General features: G+C 70.7%; 17 protein-coding genes. 7 read left to right on the forward strand and 10 right to left on the reverse strand.

The features are described 5' to 3' along the window. Positions 1–385 precede the first annotated feature (385 nt). On the reverse strand, positions 386–721 hold the full coding sequence (locus tag GQF42_RS04195; protein WP_158917753.1) for an ANTAR domain-containing protein: 336 nt from the start codon (positions 719–721) through the stop codon (positions 386–388). Positions 722–1,292: 571 nt separating this feature from the next. Here GQF42_RS04195 and GQF42_RS04200 point away from each other — a divergent pair. After that, a complete protein-coding gene (locus tag GQF42_RS04200; protein ID WP_158917755.1) occupies positions 1,293–1,553 on the forward strand; it encodes a DUF5133 domain-containing protein in 261 nt (86 codons plus the stop codon). Between the two features lie 36 nt (positions 1,554–1,589). Here the strand turns inward: GQF42_RS04200 and GQF42_RS04205 are convergent, their stop codons facing one another. Continuing rightward, the gene (locus tag GQF42_RS04205) at positions 1,590–2,384 is read right to left on the reverse strand and encodes an RNA polymerase sigma factor SigF (RefSeq protein ID WP_158917757.1); all 795 of its coding nucleotides are present in this window, start codon (positions 2,382–2,384) and stop codon (positions 1,590–1,592) included. An 852-nt stretch (positions 2,385–3,236) separates the two neighbouring features. On the opposite strand from GQF42_RS04205, the gene GQF42_RS04210 reads away from it, so the two are divergent. After that, positions 3,237–4,328, forward strand: coding sequence for an enolase C-terminal domain-like protein (locus GQF42_RS04210; protein ID WP_158917759.1), 1,092 nt, complete (start codon positions 3,237–3,239; stop codon positions 4,326–4,328). Positions 4,329–4,427: 99 nt separating this feature from the next. Beyond that, positions 4,428–4,745, forward strand: a complete 318-nt coding sequence (locus tag GQF42_RS04215) for a hypothetical protein (RefSeq protein WP_233273228.1) — start codon at positions 4,428–4,430, stop codon at positions 4,743–4,745. 72 nt (positions 4,746–4,817) lie between these two features. Here the strand turns inward: GQF42_RS04215 and GQF42_RS04220 are convergent, their stop codons facing one another. Both GQF42_RS04220 and GQF42_RS04225 read right to left on the reverse strand, forming a co-directional pair. Next, a complete protein-coding gene (locus GQF42_RS04220; protein WP_158917761.1) occupies positions 4,818–5,231 on the reverse strand; it encodes a hypothetical protein in 414 nt (137 codons plus the stop codon). A gap of 158 nt (positions 5,232–5,389) precedes the next feature. Beyond that, positions 5,390–6,058 carry an NADPH-dependent F420 reductase gene (locus GQF42_RS04225; RefSeq protein WP_158917763.1) on the reverse strand — a complete coding sequence of 223 codons (669 nt, stop codon included), beginning with the start codon at positions 6,056–6,058 and terminating at the stop codon, positions 5,390–5,392. A gap of 73 nt (positions 6,059–6,131) precedes the next feature. Here GQF42_RS04225 and GQF42_RS04230 point away from each other — a divergent pair, with 73 nt between their 5' ends. Next, the gene (locus GQF42_RS04230) at positions 6,132–6,497 is read left to right on the forward strand and encodes a winged helix-turn-helix transcriptional regulator (protein ID WP_158917765.1); all 366 of its coding nucleotides are present in this window, start codon (positions 6,132–6,134) and stop codon (positions 6,495–6,497) included. Positions 6,498–6,838: 341 nt separating this feature from the next. Here GQF42_RS04230 and rodA read toward each other — a convergent pair whose 3' ends face one another. Further along, positions 6,839–8,047 (reverse strand): rod shape-determining protein RodA, encoded by a 1,209-nt coding sequence (gene rodA, locus GQF42_RS04235; protein ID WP_158917767.1) that lies wholly within the window; start codon positions 8,045–8,047, stop codon positions 6,839–6,841. Positions 8,048–8,696: 649 nt separating this feature from the next. On the opposite strand from rodA, the gene GQF42_RS04240 reads away from it, so the two are divergent. Together GQF42_RS04240 and GQF42_RS04245 are read left to right on the forward strand one after the other, a co-directional pair. Further along, entirely contained in the window at positions 8,697–10,442 is a 1,746-nt protein-coding gene (locus GQF42_RS04240; protein WP_158917769.1) for a TIGR03767 family metallophosphoesterase, read from the forward strand. A gap of 132 nt (positions 10,443–10,574) precedes the next feature. Beyond that, the gene (locus GQF42_RS04245; RefSeq protein ID WP_158917771.1) at positions 10,575–12,446 is read left to right on the forward strand and encodes an alkyl/aryl-sulfatase; all 1,872 of its coding nucleotides are present in this window, start codon (positions 10,575–10,577) and stop codon (positions 12,444–12,446) included. On the opposite strand, the gene GQF42_RS04250 is transcribed toward GQF42_RS04245, so the two are convergent. Beyond that, a complete protein-coding gene (locus GQF42_RS04250) occupies positions 12,436–13,653 on the reverse strand; it encodes a PucR family transcriptional regulator (RefSeq protein WP_233273229.1) in 1,218 nt (405 codons plus the stop codon). The genes GQF42_RS04245 and GQF42_RS04250 overlap by 11 nt on opposite strands. 84 nt (positions 13,654–13,737) lie before the next feature. Beyond that, positions 13,738–14,160 (reverse strand): hypothetical protein, encoded by a 423-nt coding sequence (locus GQF42_RS04255; RefSeq protein WP_158917773.1) that lies wholly within the window; start codon positions 14,158–14,160, stop codon positions 13,738–13,740. 172 nt (positions 14,161–14,332) lie between these two features. On the opposite strand from GQF42_RS04255, the gene GQF42_RS04260 reads away from it, so the two are divergent. Continuing rightward, a complete protein-coding gene (locus tag GQF42_RS04260; RefSeq protein WP_158917775.1) occupies positions 14,333–14,902 on the forward strand; it encodes a cysteine hydrolase family protein in 570 nt (189 codons plus the stop codon). 65 nt (positions 14,903–14,967) lie between these two features. On the opposite strand, the gene GQF42_RS04265 is transcribed toward GQF42_RS04260, so the two are convergent. The 3 genes from GQF42_RS04265 to GQF42_RS04275 form a co-directional block, all read right to left on the reverse strand. Further along, positions 14,968–15,579, reverse strand: coding sequence for a TetR/AcrR family transcriptional regulator (locus GQF42_RS04265; protein ID WP_158917777.1), 612 nt, complete (start codon positions 15,577–15,579; stop codon positions 14,968–14,970). 256 nt (positions 15,580–15,835) lie between these two features. Continuing rightward, positions 15,836–17,008 (reverse strand): acyl-CoA dehydrogenase family protein, encoded by a 1,173-nt coding sequence (locus GQF42_RS04270; protein ID WP_158917779.1) that lies wholly within the window; start codon positions 17,006–17,008, stop codon positions 15,836–15,838. 69 nt (positions 17,009–17,077) lie between these two features. Then, on the reverse strand, positions 17,078–18,250 hold the full coding sequence (locus tag GQF42_RS04275) for an acyl-CoA dehydrogenase family protein (protein ID WP_158917781.1): 1,173 nt from the start codon (positions 18,248–18,250) through the stop codon (positions 17,078–17,080). Between the last annotated feature and the right edge of the window lie 44 nt (positions 18,251–18,294).

Raw genomic sequence — 18,294 nt, forward strand, 5'->3', positions numbered from 1 at the left:
GGAACTCGTCTGCGCGTGGCTGCCGCCCGGGGGACCGACGCGTGCACGTGGTGACCCGCGGTGACAATGGCGACCACCGGTGACTGCGGTGACCACGCAGACAGGGGTCCGCTGCCCGAGTCCGCGCGCCCCGCAGCGGTCGGCCGCTGTCGCCAAGAAACCACGTCCGCGACGAGCGCCGCCGTGTGCGACGACCGAAGCCCTGCTGTGCCGAGCGGCATTTTCCCCGGCTCGTTCCGGTACACGGTGCCGCGCCTCCGCCCGCGGCGGTCGGCGGTCGGCGGTCGGCGGTCGGCGGTCGGCGGTCGGCGGTCGGCGGTCGGCGGTCGGCGGTCGGCCAGGAACGGAACAGAGCACGGTGCAGCGCCCGGCAGGCTCCACCCGGTCAGTCCGTCAAGGGTGCGCCGGGGATCTGCGCGGGGCCGTGACGATCAAGGGCGTCCTCGAGTTCGGCGCGGATTTCCCGGGGTATCTCACCCTGCCGTCCCCACATCACGATCAGTTCCGCAACGTGGCGCAGTTTGATGTTCGTGTGCTGGGAGACGTCCTTCAGCACGTCCCACCCCTGGTCAGGAGTGACGCGGCCCAGCGCGACCATCATCCCGATCGCCTGGTCCACGACCGCATGTGAGCTGACGGCCCGCTTGAGCTGATCGACTTCTTCCTCGAGCTCACGGATGCGCTCGCCGTCGGCCCTGATCGAGCCGCCGTCCGTGGTCATCAACACCCCTCCGGAATCCGACGCGCCATGCCGTCCGGGAACTCCTCCGGCTCATCCATCCTGCGCTCTTCACAGGAGCCGTGCCACCGATGCCCGGAGCCGCCGCCGATCTGCTCCCGCTCGCCGTCGCCGTTCGGTTCCCCGGTGCCGTCGCCGTTCCCGTGCCGGGTGCGGTCGTCCTGGTGATCGGCGGGCGACGGCTGCCGTGTCCGGCCATCGACGCTCGGGTCACCGCAGGGGCGGCGCCGGAGGTCGTCAGCGCGGGACGCACTCCCGGTTCGGCGAGCAGGTCGCCCAACTGCCCTACGCACAAGAGACGTTCTCGAAGGAGACGCCCTCAACCAGCGGGACAGAGACCCGTGGAAGAAGCCTGAACCGCTGCCGCCGCACCCTCGCCAGGGCGCGACGACACCTCGACGACCTGGCATGACGTGCCGTGACGGGAGAAGCGCGCAGCGGTATGAGTCGCCCGCCCGGATGCGGGCGCGCACTATGGAACGAATCCCCCACTCGCCCACGGAGGAGAACCGCGCCGATGGGCCCGGTCCGGCGAAAGGACGCGAAGATGCTGATGCCCCACGTCAGAACCGTCGCCGCGGCGCTGCGCTCGTACCGGTACGCACAGGCCGGTCTGCTGCACGAGCCGTCCAACCCGCTTCGCCGTCGTCGGCTCGACGACACCGCCTACACACTGTGCGTGCTCATGGACCAACGCAACGTCGCCGATGCCGCGGCCCGGGCCGAACGTCTGCTGGCCGCGGCCTCGGCTTCCGGAGCGGCGAACCGCACCGCGAACCGCACCGGACGTCCGCGCGCGGTCGGGACCACCTGACCGCGCATGCCTCGGGCGCCGAGTGCCCCGGTGGCGTCAGACGGCGTCCTGCAGAACCTCCTCGCGCAGTTGGTGGCAGCACCGGCTGATCAGCCGGGAGACATGCATCTGCGAGATCCCCAGCTGCTCGGCGATGCAGCCCTGGGTCATGTCCTTGAAGAACCTCATGTACAGGATGGTGCGTTCGCGTTCGGGCAGGGCCTCGAGGCGGGGCTTGACGGACTCGCGGTCCACGATGGTGTCGAGGGCCGGGTCGACGGCGCCCAGCGCGTCACCGAGCGCGAAACCGTCGTCGCTGCCTGGGACTTCGGCGTCGAGGGACAAGGCGCTGAAGCTCTCCAGCGCCTCGAGTCCGACCCGGACGTCCGCCTCGCTCAGATCGGCCTCCGCGGCGATCTCACCGACGCTGGGCCAGCGGTCCGAGGCTCCCTGGGAGAGGTCCTGGCAGGCGGTGCGCACCCGGTTGCGCAAGTCCTGCACTCGGCGCGGCACATGCAGGGTCCACATGTGGTCGCGGAAGTGCCGCTTGATCTCCCCGGCGACCGTCGGAACGGCGTAACTCTCGAAGGCCTTGCCGCGCTCAGGGTCGAAGCGGTCGACCGCCTTGACCAGTCCGAGGGCCGCGACCTGGCACAGGTCCTCATAGCTTTCGCCTCGGCTGCGGAACCGGCCCGCAATGCGTTCGGCCATCGGCAGCCAGGCAGCCACCAGTTCCTCACGCACTGTGTCACGCTGGTGACCCGGCGGTAGCGCGGCCAGCCGCCGGAACGCATCCTCGGTGTCCGGGGCATCTGCGTGCGGATGGCGCTGTGCACTCGTCTGAGTTCGCATGGTGCATCGCAACCCTCATGTGTGGTGAATCGATGATCACCGTGGAATTGCGACCCTGCTCGGACGGCCGCATCCGGGCGACATGGACGTCGCTCCCACGGATGTGCCTCCTGTCCGAAACACTCTCTTTATCCCGTGCCCGTGAACCGGACCGCCAAACCCTCCACATCCTCCGCGCCACGGCGTCGCCATGGCATGTCGTGCCACCCTGACGCATCTGCCGCCGGGGCAAGTCGCCCCCTTGGACTGCAGCGGTCGCCCCGGCCACCGTACGGGCGCTCCTGCCGACGACAGCCGGCGCGGACGCCGCACCGGCCCCGCGTCGAGCCGACCGTACTGCCCGACGGCACGGACCCGGTGGGCGTCACCAACACCGCTGCCGGCAGCGGGGATTCCGTCCGTTCACTCCGCGCCGCCCTGCCGCAGGCCCAGGTCGTCACCGGCGAACCGTGCAGTGCTGACGGGCGAGTTGGGCAGGGCGGGGCCTCTTCTCCTCAACGCCCGCGGTCCGGGCGTGCCCACACCGGGCCACCGGGGCGATCCGGTGGACGGACGGCTCGATGCGCGGGTGGCGTACGGCGGACGCCCGACCGTGCCGGGCGTGGCTCCCGGCACACCGATCCGGTACCGGCCGCCGCACGCTCGCCGGGCGGGCCGCGGAAGAGCTGCGCTCCGACGACGCCCGATCATCGCGTTCGGATTGTGCGCGCCCACGTTTCCATGCCCGTACGCGGGTTACCCGAAGGGGGACCGACCTCTTCCCGGTGATGGAGGTGGACCCGAACGAAAGGGCTGCCACAACTCGCTCTTGACGACAGCTGACACTGGTTCCTCGGCATGGACAGGTGCACGATGAAACTCCGTCGGCCCGATGTGTCCGTCTACATGGTGCCGACCGACGGCCCCGAAGCCGACGGCACGTTCGCCTGGGACTCGACCACCATGGTGATCGTCCAGGTCAGGGCCGGAGACACGACCGGTACGGGCTGGACGTACGGACCGGCCGCCGTCGGACTGATGCTCGGCGAGCACCTCGCCCCCCTGGTCGAGGGGCACGATGCCCTGGACATCCCCGCCCTGCACGACGCGATGTGCAGGTCGGTGCGGAACGCGGGCCGGCCCGGGATCACCGCGTGCGCGATCTCGGCCATGGACATCGCCCTGTGGGATCTCAAGGCACGCCTCCTGGAACTCCCCCTCGTCAGCCTCCTCGGTGCGGCCCGCACGCACGTCGCCGTGTACGGCAGCGGAGGGTTCACCACCTATTCCGACGGGCGCCTTGCCGAGCAGGTGAGCGGTTGGGTGCACGGACTGCACATCCCACGCGTCAAGATCAAGATCGGCGGGGACTGGGGGCACGAGACCCTGTGGGACCTCTCCCGTGTCAGCACGGCCCGTCGAGCCATCGGCAGCGACGCCGAGTTGTACGTCGACGCCAACGGCGCCTACACCCGCAAGCAGGCGCTGCGCGTCGGAGACGGCCTCGCCGAATACGGCGTCAGCTGGTTCGAGGAGCCCGTCTCCTCGGACGACCTGACCGGCCTGCGGCTGCTCCGCGACACACTGCCCTGCGAGGTGGCGGCCGGTGAATACGGCTATGACCTGTCCTACTTCGCCCGCATGGTCGAGGCCGGCGCCGTGGACTGTCTCCAGGTCGACGCGACGCGCTGCGGCGGCATCACCGACTTCCTCCGGGTCGCCGCCCTCGCCCACGCCCACGGGCTGGAGGTCTCCGCCCACTGTGCCCCGAACGCCCATGCCGCCCCGGCCGCCTCGATCCCCAACCTCCGCCACATCGAGTGGTTCCACGATCACGTGCGCATCGAGTCGATGTTCTTCGACGGCGCGCTGGACCCCACCGGGGGGACGGTCCGGCCGGAGCAGGGCCCCGGACACGGACTGACCCTGCGGACCAGCGAGGCAGAGAAGTATCGCGTCGCCTGACGGCCACGCCGTGTAAGGCGCCGTCATTCAGGTACTCAGTACGTGGTACCCGGTACGCGCCACTCGGTACTTGCAACGGAAGGACGACTCCCTGAGGGGATGAATCGGATGCTGTTCCTCGGACTGCTCCTCCTCGCGGCGACGGGTGCCTTCACGGCCCTGGCGATCAGCGACAACCTGTCCAACGGTCCTGGCCACACCGTGTCGGTGCTCGGTCACGACATCGCCACCCTCGGCCCGCTCGCCCTGTTCTGCTCGGGCCTCGCCCTGGCGCTCATCTTCTGCCTGGGCATGGCCATGATGGTCAGCGGGGCACACCACCACCGTGGGAACACGGGCATGCACAGGAGGCACCGCAGCACCACCGCCGACCCGGGTCTCGGCCCGCACCGAGGCCCGGCTTCACACGCTTCCTGAACCGACTGTCGTCAGCGGTGGTCCGCCCTTGGGTCAGGGCGGACCACCGCCGCCGGTGGAGGTCGGTGCAGCTCAGCGGACCGTCACGTTGAAGACCGGTGAGGCCGTCCCGCCGTTGACGATACGCAGGTCGTTCTTGCCCTTGATGCCCAGCTTGACGCCCAGCGAGTAGGAGCCGTCGCGGTGGACGGGCGTGGACGCGGGCAGGCTGACCCACTTGCCGTGCTGCTTCTGCTGGAGCGTGACCTGGCTGCCCGCCTTGAGGCCGGTGGCCTTGCCCGTGACCCGGAACAGCTGCCAGGCGCGGACGGAGGCCACCGAAGGCTTGGCCGTGATGCCGGGCTTGGCGGCCTGGGAGTGCGCGACCACCGCCGTGGTGGCGTGGGCGGCCGGCGTGGCCGCCATCGCGGAACCCGCGAGGGCGAGCGAGGCCGTGCCGAGAGCGCCGACGACGGCTATGCGCAGGGAACGCCGCTTCGAGAACATGACAGATATGTACCTTTCCATGGTGAGAACAGTTCTTCGCGCCAAAAGAGAGCTACATGCCGATTGGCGTGGTCATTAGTAGTGACGAGACAGTGGCGCCAGGCGTTCATCGCCGTGTGTCGCCGTCTTGTAACAGCCGACGACTCCCCGGTGCCGAGCTACGCGGTCACATCCCCGCGCGGGTCCGGTCCGGCCGCGTAGGCCAGTGGCGGTGCGATGGCCTGGACATCGGCTCCCTCGCCGACCCACAGCGCGATGAACAGGGCGGCAGTCGCTTCCAGCAGGCCGGCACGTTCGAGTCCGCCGCCGGTCACGGGTTCGCAGCCCACGTCCCGTACCAACTCGTGTACGCATGCGAGGGCCGCCTCGTCGTCCCCGCAGACGGGCACGGCCAGCGGCCTGCCGTCGAAGACGGGCGGCCGCATGCGCCACACGGCCTCGTGGCAGAGGTTGAAGGCCTTGACCACATGGGCTCCCGGTGCCGCAGCGGCCAGTTGCCGGGCGGCCGAGGGGCCGCCCTCCGTCAGCAGCCGGAAGCCTGGCCCGACCGGGTTGGAGCAGTCGACCAGCACCTTCCCGGCCAGGGCCGGGCGCAGGACGCGTACCACGTCCGCTCCCGCCCCGAAGGGCAGCGCGGCCAGTACCGCCTCCCCGAACTCGGCCGCCGCACGCAGACCGGTGGGCTTCGCGCCGTCTCCGACGCGCCTCGCGAGCCGCTCCGCCCTGTCCGCGTCCCGTCCCCCGATGGCCACGTCGTGCCCGGCCCGCACCCAGTGGGTGGCGAGCGCGTCGGCCATGTTGCCCGTTCCCAGTACGCCGATTCTCATCAACGTCCCCTCTCCGTGCCTGCTTCGCGCGTTCGCATCGACGCTAGAGGGCCTGCAGGGCACCATTTGGTACGTGACGACCGACGCCTTCCTCGCCGACTGCCGTGCGCGCCTCGCCTTCGATCTGCTCTCCAACACCTGGAATGCCGTGGTCGTCTGGGCGCTGCGCGACGGTCCCAGACGTCCGGCGGAACTGCGGGAGCGGATCGGGGGCATCAGCTCCAAGGTCCTCACCGAGACCCTACGCCGGCTGCAGTTCAACGGACTGGTCGAGCGGCACGCACACCCCGGCACCTCTTCCCGGGTCGAGTACCAGCTCACCGCTCTGGGCCGGACTCTGCTGGCGCCGATCGACGCCGTGGGCGCATGGGCCTTCGCACACGGCGACGAGGTCATGGCAGCCCAGGATGCGGCGACACACCAGGTGCGGCGCCAGTGATCCTGCCATTCGGGGATCACCGGGACGCAAGTTCCGGAAGCCGGCGACGCAGGGCGCCCGCGCCTGATCCTGGCACGGTGCCGGGCAGGGCGGCCGGATGCGGCGACGCCAACCGGGGCCGCTGTCCGAGGCCTTCATGTCGTCGCCCCTGATCCGTCTGCACTCGGCTCACCAGTGCGGCCGCTGTCTCGGGGCGATCATGGTGGCGCGGGCAGCAGCCGAGAACCCGGATGTGGTCGCCCGGCTGGTTCTCTCCGGTGGACCCGAGATCGCATCGACCGGGCAACAGCGGACGCGCCGAGGACACCGGCTCGGCGTCGCCCGGTTCGCGGCACGCCCCGCTACGCCCGCACGGGCCGCCGCACCCGGATGGACTGCAGCAGACCCACCGCCGTCCACACCGCGAACATGGACGAGCCGCCGTAGGAGACGAACGGCAGGGGAATGCCCGCCACCGGCATGATGCCCAGGGCCATACCGATGTTCTCGAAGGACTGGAAGGAGAACCACGCGACGATCCCGGCGGCGACGATCGTGCCGTACAGGTCCGGCGCCTCGCGGGCGATACGGCAGGCGCGCCACAGCACCACCCCGATCAGGACGATGATCAGGCCCGCTCCGACGAATCCCAGCTCCTCGCCCGCGACCGTGAACACGAAGTCGGTCTGTTGTTCCGGAACGAACTGGCCCGTGGTCTGGGCACCGTGGAAGAGCCCCTCGCCGGTCAGGCCGCCGGAACCGATGGCGATCCGGGCCTGGTTGGTGTTGTAGCCGACTCCGGACGGGTCCAGGCTCGGGTCCGCGAAGGCGGCGAAGCGGTTGATCTGGTACGTGTCGAGGATGTGCAACCGCCAGACGGCGACGGCGCCGAGGACCCCGACGCCGAGCAGGCCGAAGATCCAGCGGTTGGGAGCGCCGGAGGCGAGCAGCACGCCCAGGATCGTGACCGTCATGACCATCGTCGAGCCGAGGTCGGGCATCATCAGTACGACCATGATCGGCACGGCGGCCAGGCCCAGGGCCTGGATGACGGTTCGGCTGTCCGGGTACGTCCGGTCCGCCGCGTCGACCCGGGCCGACAGGAGTACCGCCATACCCAGGATGATCGTGACCTTCACGAACTCCGACGGCTGGAGGGAGAATCCGCCGCCCAGGACGATCCAGTTGCGGTTGCCGTTGATGGTCGCACCGAGCGGGGTGAGCACCAGCAGCACGCCGAAGACCGAGAGGCCGTAGAGAACCGGCGCCGCATTGCGCAGGCCCCGGTGCCCCAGCCAGAGGGTGCCGATCATCAGGACGAACCCGATGCCGAGATTCATCAGGTGCCGGATCAGGAAGTAGTGCGGGTCGCCCTGGTTGATGGCGGTGCGGTTGCGGGTCGCGGAGTAGACCAGGAGCGAGCCGATGAGCGACAGCGCCAGGGCCGACAGCAGTATCGGCCAGTCCAGGCGGCGGACCGGAGAGTCGCGGGCGAAGAGCCGCGTCCAGCGGGGGCGTTCGGGGCCGTAGCCCGGGACAGTGAAGCTGGTGAAGCTCTTCAGTCCGGTCATGTCAGCTTCCTCCGGCTTCTCCGCCCGTGCGGTCGCCTGGGGATGGTGCAGTGGCTGCGATCACCGAGATCATAGCTGCACCGTTGCGCAATGGAGCAACTAACTGGCCGTGCGCGGTCCGGGTCCCCGGCGGCCCTCGGCCATGCGCGGCTCCCCCGCCACGGCCAGGGGCGTTCGAACCTGCCGGGGAGCGGGGCCTCCCGGCCGAGGAACGGCACGGTCGCCGGCTCTGTCCACGACCGGCCGGGCCCGACGCGATGGCCGCGATCGCGAGCCGGGCCGACATCGCCACGCGCCGTCCCGCCGCCCTGTCACTGCCGTCTCGCACCGCCTTGTGCCGCCGTCTCGCACCGCCTTGTGCCGCCCTGCCCCGCCCGCTTCGCTCGACGCGAGCGGTCGGGCCCGGGCGGCGGCCCGCGTACGGCCGTGCCACGACCCACTCGCGGGCACCCCTGGCCTCGGCACCACTCGGCACCTCTCGTTGACGCAGCCCGGCCGCGCCACCGGGTGCCGCCACACGTTCACAGTGTTTCCCCCAAGTTTTCCGCCTGACCCTGGACGCCTGCCTACTCGTCAGTAAGGATGCCGGGGCGCACACGTCCGGCAACCGGGCCGGGCGACCAAATGCCTTGTCGGACAAGGGGGATTCATGAGCGGGATGAGCCGCCGTCGGTTCGTGTCGGGGATGTCCGCGGTCGCCGCGGGGGCGGCCGTCATGCCGGTCCTGACGGCCGGTCGGGCGCGGGCGCTCGACCGTGCCCTGGCCACCACGGCAGCACGTGCCGTACGGATCGACGGGACCACCCTGGAACAGGTGGCGACGCCGGTCGGCGACGGGGCGTACAAGCGGCTGACGCCGGGGCCGGGCTGGCCGTTGGCCGTGCGTGCCGAACTGGCCGGCGCCGCCTCCGGCAGGGACGACCGCCGCACGGGGCTCGCCTCCTTCGTCCAGTTCACGGACCTGCACCTGACGGACACCGAGTCACCCGTGCGGTTCGAGTACCTGGCACGGTTCATCGACAGCGCGCACCGCCCGCAGGAGGCGCTGACCGTGCGGGGCGCCTCCTCCCTCGTCGAGCGGGTCAACCAGATACGCCAAGGCCCGTACACCGGCCTGCCGTTCAGCTTCGTGATGGCCACCGGCGACAACACCGACAACCACGAGCGGATCGAACTCGACTGGTATCTGACCGTCATGAGCGGCGGCCGGATCACTCCGAACAGCGGTGATCTCGCCCGCTACGAGGGCGTCCAGAACTCCGGCAGCGCCCAGTACTGGAATCCCGAGTCCTCGCTCCAGGACGCGTACAAGGCCAAGGGGCTGCCGCAGATCGGCGGATTCCTCAGCGGCTCGATCCGTCCCTTCGACGCACCCGGCCTGACCGTCCCCTGGTACACGACCGTCGGGAACCACGACGACAGCATCGAAGGCAGCCTGCCCGACCTCGGTCTGCTGGGCGATCTCTACACCGGCTCGCGCAAGCTGGAGGGCTGCGACGACGCCACGGCTGCGCAGCTGGCGGACGCGCTGCTGCACGACCCGGGCGAGGCCGTACTCCTGCTGGGCAAACTGATCACCGGCGGCGGTGCGGTCCGTACGGTCACGCCCGACGAGCGGCGCCATCCGTTCACCCCCACCGAGTTCGCGCAGGCGCACCTCAGCCCCGCCTGCACCGGTGCCGGCCCCGTCGGGCACGGGTTCACCCCGGACTCGGTCGGCAGCGGCCACCTCTACTACACCTTCGACCTCGCCGACGGTGTGCTCGGGATCAGCCTGGACACCACCAACCGCGCCGGTTTCGCGGACGGTTCCCTCGGCACCGCCCAGCTGAACTGGCTGGAGTCGGTCCTCGAGGCGCACAGCGGGCACTGGTACGACAGCAACGGCAGCGTGGTGCGCGGCGGCTCCGACAGCCGTCTCGTCGTCGTCTTCAGCCACCACACCAGCGGCACGATGGGCAACCTGCTCCCCGACCCGTACCACCCCTTCGAGGCGCGTCACAGCGGTGGCGAACTGGTCACGCTGCTCCAACGCTTCCCGAACGTCGTGGCGTGGGTCAACGGCCACACCCACACCAACCAGATCATCCCGCACGGCCACAGTGTCGCCGAGCGTGCCTTCTGGGAGATCAACACCGCCTCCCACGTGGACTACCCGCACCACGCCCGGATCATCGAGATCGCCGACAACCAGGACGGCACACTGTCGCTGTTCACCACACTGATCGAGTCCGCCGCGCCGTACCGTACCGACTTCGGCGACACCTCGGACCCGGGCCTGGCCGCCCTGTACCGCGAACTCGCCTACAACGACCCCTACGCCACCCCCGGCACCCGCATCGGCACCGCGACCGACCACAACACCGAACTCCTGCTGGCAAGACCGGCGAGCTAGCGGGCGCCGCGTCCGCGGCCTGCCGGCGCACCCGGTTGTGATGCGCCTCCTGCTGCCTCTGTGATGCGTCAGCGGCTCCTCTGTGATTTGTCATCAGGCGCGGGCGTTCCACGCATGTGAGCATCGATGACCATGACTGGGAGCGAACAGGAGGCCGTGGCCGGCAGCCCGGCGCGGGACGACCAGCAGGACTTCACCGACGCGGACCGGGGCTTCCTCGCGCGGCTCGAGCCCACCGTGGTGCGGGACGCGACGGGTCAGGTGGTGTGGGACGCGGACGCGTACGGATTCCTGGAGGCGGACTGCCCGCCCACCGCGCACCCGTCGCTGTGGCGGCAGAGCCGGCTCGTGGCACGCCAGGGGCTGTACGAGGTCGTGCCCGGCATCCACCAGGTGCGCGGCCTGGACCTGTCGAACATCACCTTCGTGGAGGGCGAGCGCGGTGTCCTCGTCATCGACCCGCTGATCAGCGCCGAGGTGGCCGCCGCCGCCCTAGCCCTGTACCGCGAGCACCGTGGCGAACGCCCGGTGACGGGTGTGATCTACACCCACTCCCACGTCGACCACTTCGGCGGCGTACGCGGAGTGGTCGATCCGGCCGAGGTGGCCGCCGGGCGGGTCCCGGTCGTCGCGCCGGCCGGGTTCCTGGAGCACGCGGTGAGCGAGAACGTCTTCACGGGGACGGCGATGGCCCGCCGGGCCGGTTACATGTACGGGGCCGCGCTGCCCAAGGGGCCCGCCGGACAGATCGGCTGCGGGCTCGGGCAGACGACGTCGACCGGCAGTGTCGGCCTGGTCGCGCCCACGATCGACATCACCGCCACCGGGCAGACCGAGATCCTCGACGGGGTGCGGATCGTCTTCCAGCTCACTCCCGGCACCGAGGCCCCGGCGGAGATGAACGTCCACTTCCCCGACCTGCGGGTGCTGTGCGCTGCCGAGAACGCCTGCCACACCCTGCACAACGTGCTCACCCTGCGGGGGGCCCTGGTCCGCGATCCCAGTGCCTGGGCCGGATACCTGACCGAGACGATCCGGCTGTTCGCCGACGACACCGACGTCGTCTTCGCGTCCCACCACTGGCCGACCTGGGGGCAGGACCGCGTGGTCCGCTTCCTGGAGGAGCAACGGGACGCCTACGCCTATCTGCACGACCAGTCCGTGCGGCTGCTCAACGCCGGGTACACCGGCACGGAGATCGCCGAGGAGCTGCGCTTCCCGCCCGCACTGGACCAGGCCTGGCACACCCGTGGCTACTACGGCTCCCTCAGCCACAACGCCAAGGCGGTCTACCAGCGCTACATGGGCTGGTTCGACGGCAACCCGGCCCACCTGTGGCAGCACCCACCGGCGCAGGCCGCGAGCCGGTACGTGGAGTTCATGGGTGGCGCGGACTCCGTGGTGGCCCAGGCGAGGAACTCGTACGACGCCGGTGACCTGCGATGGGTCGCGGAGGTGCTGAACCACGTCCTGTTCGCCGAACCCGGCCACGCCGCGGCCCGCGCCTTGCAGGCCGACACCTTCGAGCGGCTCGGCCAGGGCGCGGAGTGCGGGCCGTGGCGCAACTTCTACCTGATGGGCGCGGCGGAACTGCGCGGCGGCATCCTCGGCACGCCGACCCGCTCGGCTCCGGACGTCCTGGCCGCCCTCACGGCCGAGCAGATCTTCCGGTCCATGGCGGTACGGGTCAACGGACCGCGCGCCGCCGAGGCCGGACGGCTCCTGCTGCGCTGGGAGTTGACCGACACCGCGGAGGTGTGGACCCTCCTGCTGTCCCGGGGCGCGCTCACCGTGATGCGCGGCGACGCCCCGCGGCGCGAGCAGCCCGCCGTCGTGCTGCGGCTGGCCCGCACCACCCTCAACGCCGTGCTGGGCGGGGCCTCGACCTTCGCCGACGAGGTCGCGGGGGGCCGGGTGGTCCTCGACGGCGACGCGCACGCCCTGGTCATTTTCGGTACGTTGCTGGACTCGCCGGATCCGGATTTCGCGATCGTCACTCCATGACGTCGGCGTCCGTCTCCCGCAGCAGCAGGGAGGCGAGCACCAGGGCGGTGTCCCGCGGGGCGGCAAGGCTGATGCCGGTCAACTCCTGGATGCGGGCGAGCCGGTGGTCGACGGAGTTGGGGTGCAGGTTGAGCCGGCGGGCCGTGGCACGGCGGTCCTGGCGCTGCTCCAGATGGGTGCGCAGGGTCTCGACGAGTTCGGGCCGGCCCTCGAGCGGGTCGAGCAGGGCGGCGATCCGGTCACTGCCCTCACTGGGGCGTGACAGGTGGTACTCCAGCAGCACGTCGTCGAGACGGTGCAGGCCGGGTGGCCGGCCGCACGCGGCGGCGACCCGGACCACCTCCCCGGCCAGCCGTGCCGCGCGCGGGATGTCACCGGTTCCGGTGGCGGCGGCCGCTGCCATCCGTACCTGTGGCCCCGTCGCCCCGCGCATCAACTCCATTGTCCGAACGGGAAGTTCGCCTCGTCCCGGTACAACGGCGAACCCGCTCTCGGCGTCGAGGAGGGCGGGGACGTCGGTGCCCAGGGCCCGGTCCAGCGCCGTCTGAACGCGCCGCACCAGCCGCCGTACGGCGACCGGAGAGCGGGAACTCCCCTCGGCGGCAACGGAGTTACCGTAGCGCAGGCACAGCACCAGTGCCGGCCCGTCCGGCGGGTGGCCGTCGGCGGCCGGCCGGCCGGCCAGCAGTGCCCGGGCGCGCGAGCGACGCTGCTCGTGTCGTTCGGCGGCGAGGGCGGCCTGCTCGTCGAGGTAGCTCTCCGCGACGGCTCCCACCACCCGGTCCGCCGCGGCGAACAGTGCCTCGGCCAGCTCGGCCAGAGCATCCTGCTCCCCGGGACGAGCGCTCTTTCGCAGCGCCCGGAACAACTCCTGCACGCCCAGGGTGTACGTGCGCAGCAGCAGGTGCAGTGGCATGCCCTCCTCGGCGCGCCGGGCGGCGCGTTCCTGGAAGTACTCCAGCGCGTCCGGCTGCGGCCCGTCGGCACCCCCGTGCAGGAACAGCCGCATACCGTGCCGGGCCGTCGCAGCGATCTCCACGTCCTTCACATCGGCGGGCAGCTCGGGGTAGCCGTGCAGCTTCTCGAACACGTCGCGTGCCATGTGCCGCGCCAGCTCGTTCACCCGAGGCCCGCAGCGAGCGGCGAGCGCCACCGCGGCAGCGGACAGCCCGTCCGCACGGCCTCCGGCCTCCTGTTCGCCGTACACCACGGATCACCTCACCGCCGATCGTGAGCCGTCACCCCAGCTGTCCTCACCGGGCAGTACGCCCGGTAGTGCACCGGCCCGGGGTCAGCCGATGAGTGAGCGGAACTGTTCGAGCGTGCGGCGTCGCATGGTGAGGAAGGCGAGCCAGGAGCCGTCGGCGAAGTGCAGCCGGAACCGGGCCATCAGCTGTGTCCGCGGCCGGCGTTCGACCCGGGTCACCCAGGCTCGCGGCACCTCCCACACCGGGGTGCCGTCCAGAGGCTTGACCAGCCCGACCCGCTGGTCGGTCACTCGCAGCAGCAGCGCGCCGGAGGTGCGCGGCATCCCGGCGGCGATGCTGCCGGCCCCGGCGGACTGCGCACCGATGTTGTTGACCAGCTGGTTCGCGAGGGAGGTCGCGATGCCGATGCCCTTGGCGCTCTTGGCAGGGACGACGTTGCCGTATCCCAAGAGCTGCTCGCCGGGGGCCAGTTGACTCAGAGCAGAACGCTCGCGGAGGGCGGACATGCTCATGATCCTAGGCGACCCTGCGAGAACACCCGGCACCGGTCTTCGCGGCAATGAAGAGCCGACCGTGTCCTGCGGGAAGTCCGCCGTCACGCCGTGGTCAACTGAGACCTGCACCTGACGCGGGCACGTTGCTCGGCCGACCTGCTCAACCGATCTCGGAGAGGGAACGATGGCGGTACAGGCACTGCTGGTCATGGACGTTCAGCGCAGCGTCGTGGCGCGGCTGGAGGACAGGGCGGAGGGGTATCTCGCCAGGATCGGCAGCCTGGTCGCGGCGGCCCGGGCGGCACGCATCCCGCTGATCCACGTGACGGTACGGTTCCGGGACGGGCATCCGGAGATCAACCCGGAGAACAAGGCGTTCGCCGGCCTGCTCGGTACGGACACGCTGACCGAGTCCAATCCGATGACCGCGATCCACCCGGCGCTCGAGCCGCGGCCGGAGGAACCGGTGGTCGCCAAGCGCTTCTTCGGCGCGTTCTCCGGCACCGACCTGGACACCCTGCTGCGGGCCCGCGGCATCGACACCCTGGTGCTGGCCGGGCTCGCCACCAGCGGCGTGGTCCTCGGCACCCTGCGCGAGGCGACCGAGCGTCAGTACCGCCAGATCGTGCTCCGCGACGCCTGCGACGACCTCGACCCGGAGGTTCACCGGATTCTCCTGGAGCGAGTCTTCCCGCGCGAGGCCGACGTGATGACCATCGACGAGTGGATCAGGACGCTGCCCCTGGAGGCATGAGGACCACAGTCCCGGGCGGCCCCCGGCCGACGCCCGACAGGACAGGAGGCGCCCGCTCGACGGCCTCACTCCACCGGCATGCCGTCGGGCAGGCCCAGTGCCGCGGACACCTGACGCCAGATGGCGGTGAGCGCGCCGTCCAGGGTGACCGTCGGATCGCGCAGCATGAGGCGGATGCCGTAGCCGTCGCTCAGGGACAACACGAGCGTGCAGAGGTCGTCCACGTCGGTCGGCGCGAACTCGCCGGAGGCGATGCCACGCCGGACCGCGTCGGCCACCCAGGTGTGCAGCTGCGCGTACAGGTCCACGGCGTAGGTGCGGGTGGTCTCGTCGCGCAGGGCCCGGACCCACAGTTCCTGCCAGAGCCGCCAGTCCTGGTGCAGTTCGGGATCGGTCGGCAGGAGGTTGCGCACGATGCGGGCCAGGATGACCGCCGCCGAGGCCGTCTGCGCGTCGCGTTCCACGTCGGTGGCGGTGTTGGCGAAGGAGTGGGTCATCGCCTCGGTGAACAGCTTCTCGCGCGTGTCGAAGTGGTAGTGCAGCAGCGCCGTGGACACGCCGGCCTTTTCGGCGACCATGCGCATCCGGATCTTCTCGAAGCCGATCTCGGCGATGACCTCGCACGCCGCGGTCAGGATGCGCTCGCGCGTGTCTGCCGTGCGCATCTTGGTGGACACCCTGCAGCTCCCCTCGTTCGGTGGTCGTCGGCCATGACCATTTTCCCTCACCTTTCGCTCACCGGAACGTCGCCGGTGCTGACGCATCGCCCGCGAGTCGTCCGTCGTCCGTCGTGCACGCGCCCACTCGTCCACTCGTTCACGTGGAAGCCGTGCCAGGAACCCCGCGCCGCGGACGACGTCCTCGGCGCACGCGCGGCCCGACTCCACCACGCCGCCGGGGCGGCGCAGCGGCCGGGCAGGAAACTGCCCGGTGTCAGGCGGTGGGCAGGTCCAGGACCCCCGAACCGCGCTTGATCAGCTCGTTGGCGATGATCAGCCGCTGGATCTCGGAGGTGCCCTCCCAGATCCGGTCCACACGCAGCTCCCGGTAGAGCCGCTCGACGGCGTACGTCCGGTCGTAGCCCCGGCCGCCGTGGATCTGCAGACAGCGGTCGACCACCCGGCCCGAGGCCTCGCTGGCCGCGAGCTTGGCGATGGACGCCTTGGCGTGCAGCGTCTTGCGGTCGTCGGCCGAGGCCTGGTCGACCTCCCAGGCGACCTGGTGGGTGTAGGCCCGGTTGACGGCGATGTCCACGGCGCAGTCCGCGAGCATGCCCTGGATCAGCTGGTACGACGCGATCGGTGCCCCGAACTGCTCGCGCTCCACCGCCCAGTCACGAGCCAGCTCCAAGGCCCGTTCGGCGGCGCCGGTGGTGCGCGCCGCGATCATCAGGCGCTCCTCGGTGAACCACGAGCGCGTGATGTCGTGCCCTTCACCGATCCCGCCGAGCACGGCGTCCTCTTCCACCCGGACATCGGTGAAGGTGAACTCGGGGTGCTCGTAGACGAAGGTGTGCATGAAGCGTGGCACGCGTGTCATCGCGATGCCGGGGGTGTCCTTGTCGACGAGGAACAGCGTCGGCGCGCGCTCCGGCCCCGCAGCGGCCAAAACGATCATGAAGTCGGCGTGGTCACCGACCGTCACGAACCACTTCTCGCCATTGAGCACCCATCCCCTGTCGTTCCTGGTGGCGGTGGTGGTGAGGTTCTTGGGATCCGAGCCCGCGCCCGGCTCGGTGACGGCGTAGCAGTCACGCCGCTCGCCCTTGATCACCGGGACGAGGAAGCGCTCGCGCTGTTCCGGGGTGCACAGGCGCAGGGCGTTGGCGGGCCGCCACACCATGTCCCACAGGGCGCCGGTGAGCCGGCCCAGCTCCTCCTGCACGGTGACCTGCTCGGCGATGGTGAGTCCGGCACCACCCCACTCGGCCGGCATGTTGACCGCCTGGAGTCCCGCGTCGAGAACGGCGTCGCGGATCTTGGCGTGCACGTCGGCGGGCAGGCCGTTGTCCTGCTCGCACTGGACCTCGTAGGCGGCGATGACGTCGGTGAGGGCGCGGGCGTCGGCCTTGAGCCGTGCCTGGCGTGGGGTGAGACGGAAGTCCATGGAGGTCCTCGCTGTGCGGTGGTCGGCAGTGGGCGGAGTCGGTGCGTGGGCGGAGTCGGTGGGTGAGCGTCAGTGCGTGGGCAGGGCCAGGGTGCGGGTGCCGCGCTTGATCAGCTCGTTGGCGATGATCAGCCGCTGGATCTCGGAGGTGCCCTCCCAGATCCGGTCGACGCGCAGCTCGCGGTACATGCGCTCGACGGGGTAGGTGCGGTCGTAGCCCCGGCCGCCGAAGATCTGCAGACAGCGGTCGGCGACCCGGCCGGCCGCCTCGCTGGCGGCGAGCTTGGCGGTGGCGGCCTTGGCGTGCAGGGTCTTGCGGTCGGTGCCGGGCTGGTCCGCCTCCCAGGCGACCTGGTGGGTGTAGGCCCGGTTGACGGCGATGTCCACGGCGCAGTCCGCGAGCATGCCCTGGATCAGCTGGTACGACGCGATCGGCGCCCCGAACTGCTCGCGCTCCACCGCCCAGTCACGAGCCAGCTGCAGGGCGCGCTCAGCTGCGCCGACGGTGCGCGCGGCGATCATCAGGCGTTCGTCGGTGAACCATTCCTTGGTCAGTTCGTAGCCGTTGCCGACCCCGCCGAGGACATCATGGTCGGCCACGAAGACGTCGGCGAAGGTGAACTCGGGGTGCCCGTTGACCGCGGAGTGCATGAAGTGCGGCACCCGGGTCATCTCGACCCCGGGCGCGGCCTTGTCCACGAAGAAGAGGGTGGGCAGCCGCTCGGGTCCGGCGTCGGCCTGCACCAGCAGGAAGTCGGCGATGTCGCCGCAGGTGACGAACCACTTCTCGCCGCTCAGCAGCCAGCCGCCGTCGGTGCGGGTGGCCGTGGAGGTGCCGGCGGAGGGGTCCGAGCCCGCCCCCGGCTCGGTGACGGCGAACGCGTCGAACTTCTCCCCGCGCAGGACGGGCAGCAGGTACGTCTCGCGCTGGCGTTCGTCGCCGTACGCGAGGACGTTGGCGGGCCGCCAGGGGATGTCCCACAGGCAGTTGGTGACCTTGCCAAACTCCTCCTCGACGATGACCTGGTCGAGCAGGCTGAGGCCGGCCCCGCCCCACTCGACGGGCATGTTGATGGCGTAGACGCCGGCGGCCATGGCGGCCCGGGTCAGTTCGGCGACCAGTTCCTTGGGCAGGGGGCCGCCCGCCTGCTCGGACTGGTCCTCGTAACGCATCAGCAGGCGCGCGTAGTCGGCGGCGCGGCGCTTGAGTTCGGCCTGGTCGGGGGTGTAGCGCAGGTCCATGGGGGCCTCTTGGGTTCGGGCCGCACAGGGCGGGGTCGTGGGAG

It is taken from the genome of Streptomyces broussonetiae, from assembly GCF_009796285.1.
GTDB lineage: Bacteria > Actinomycetota > Actinomycetes > Streptomycetales > Streptomycetaceae > Streptomyces > Streptomyces broussonetiae.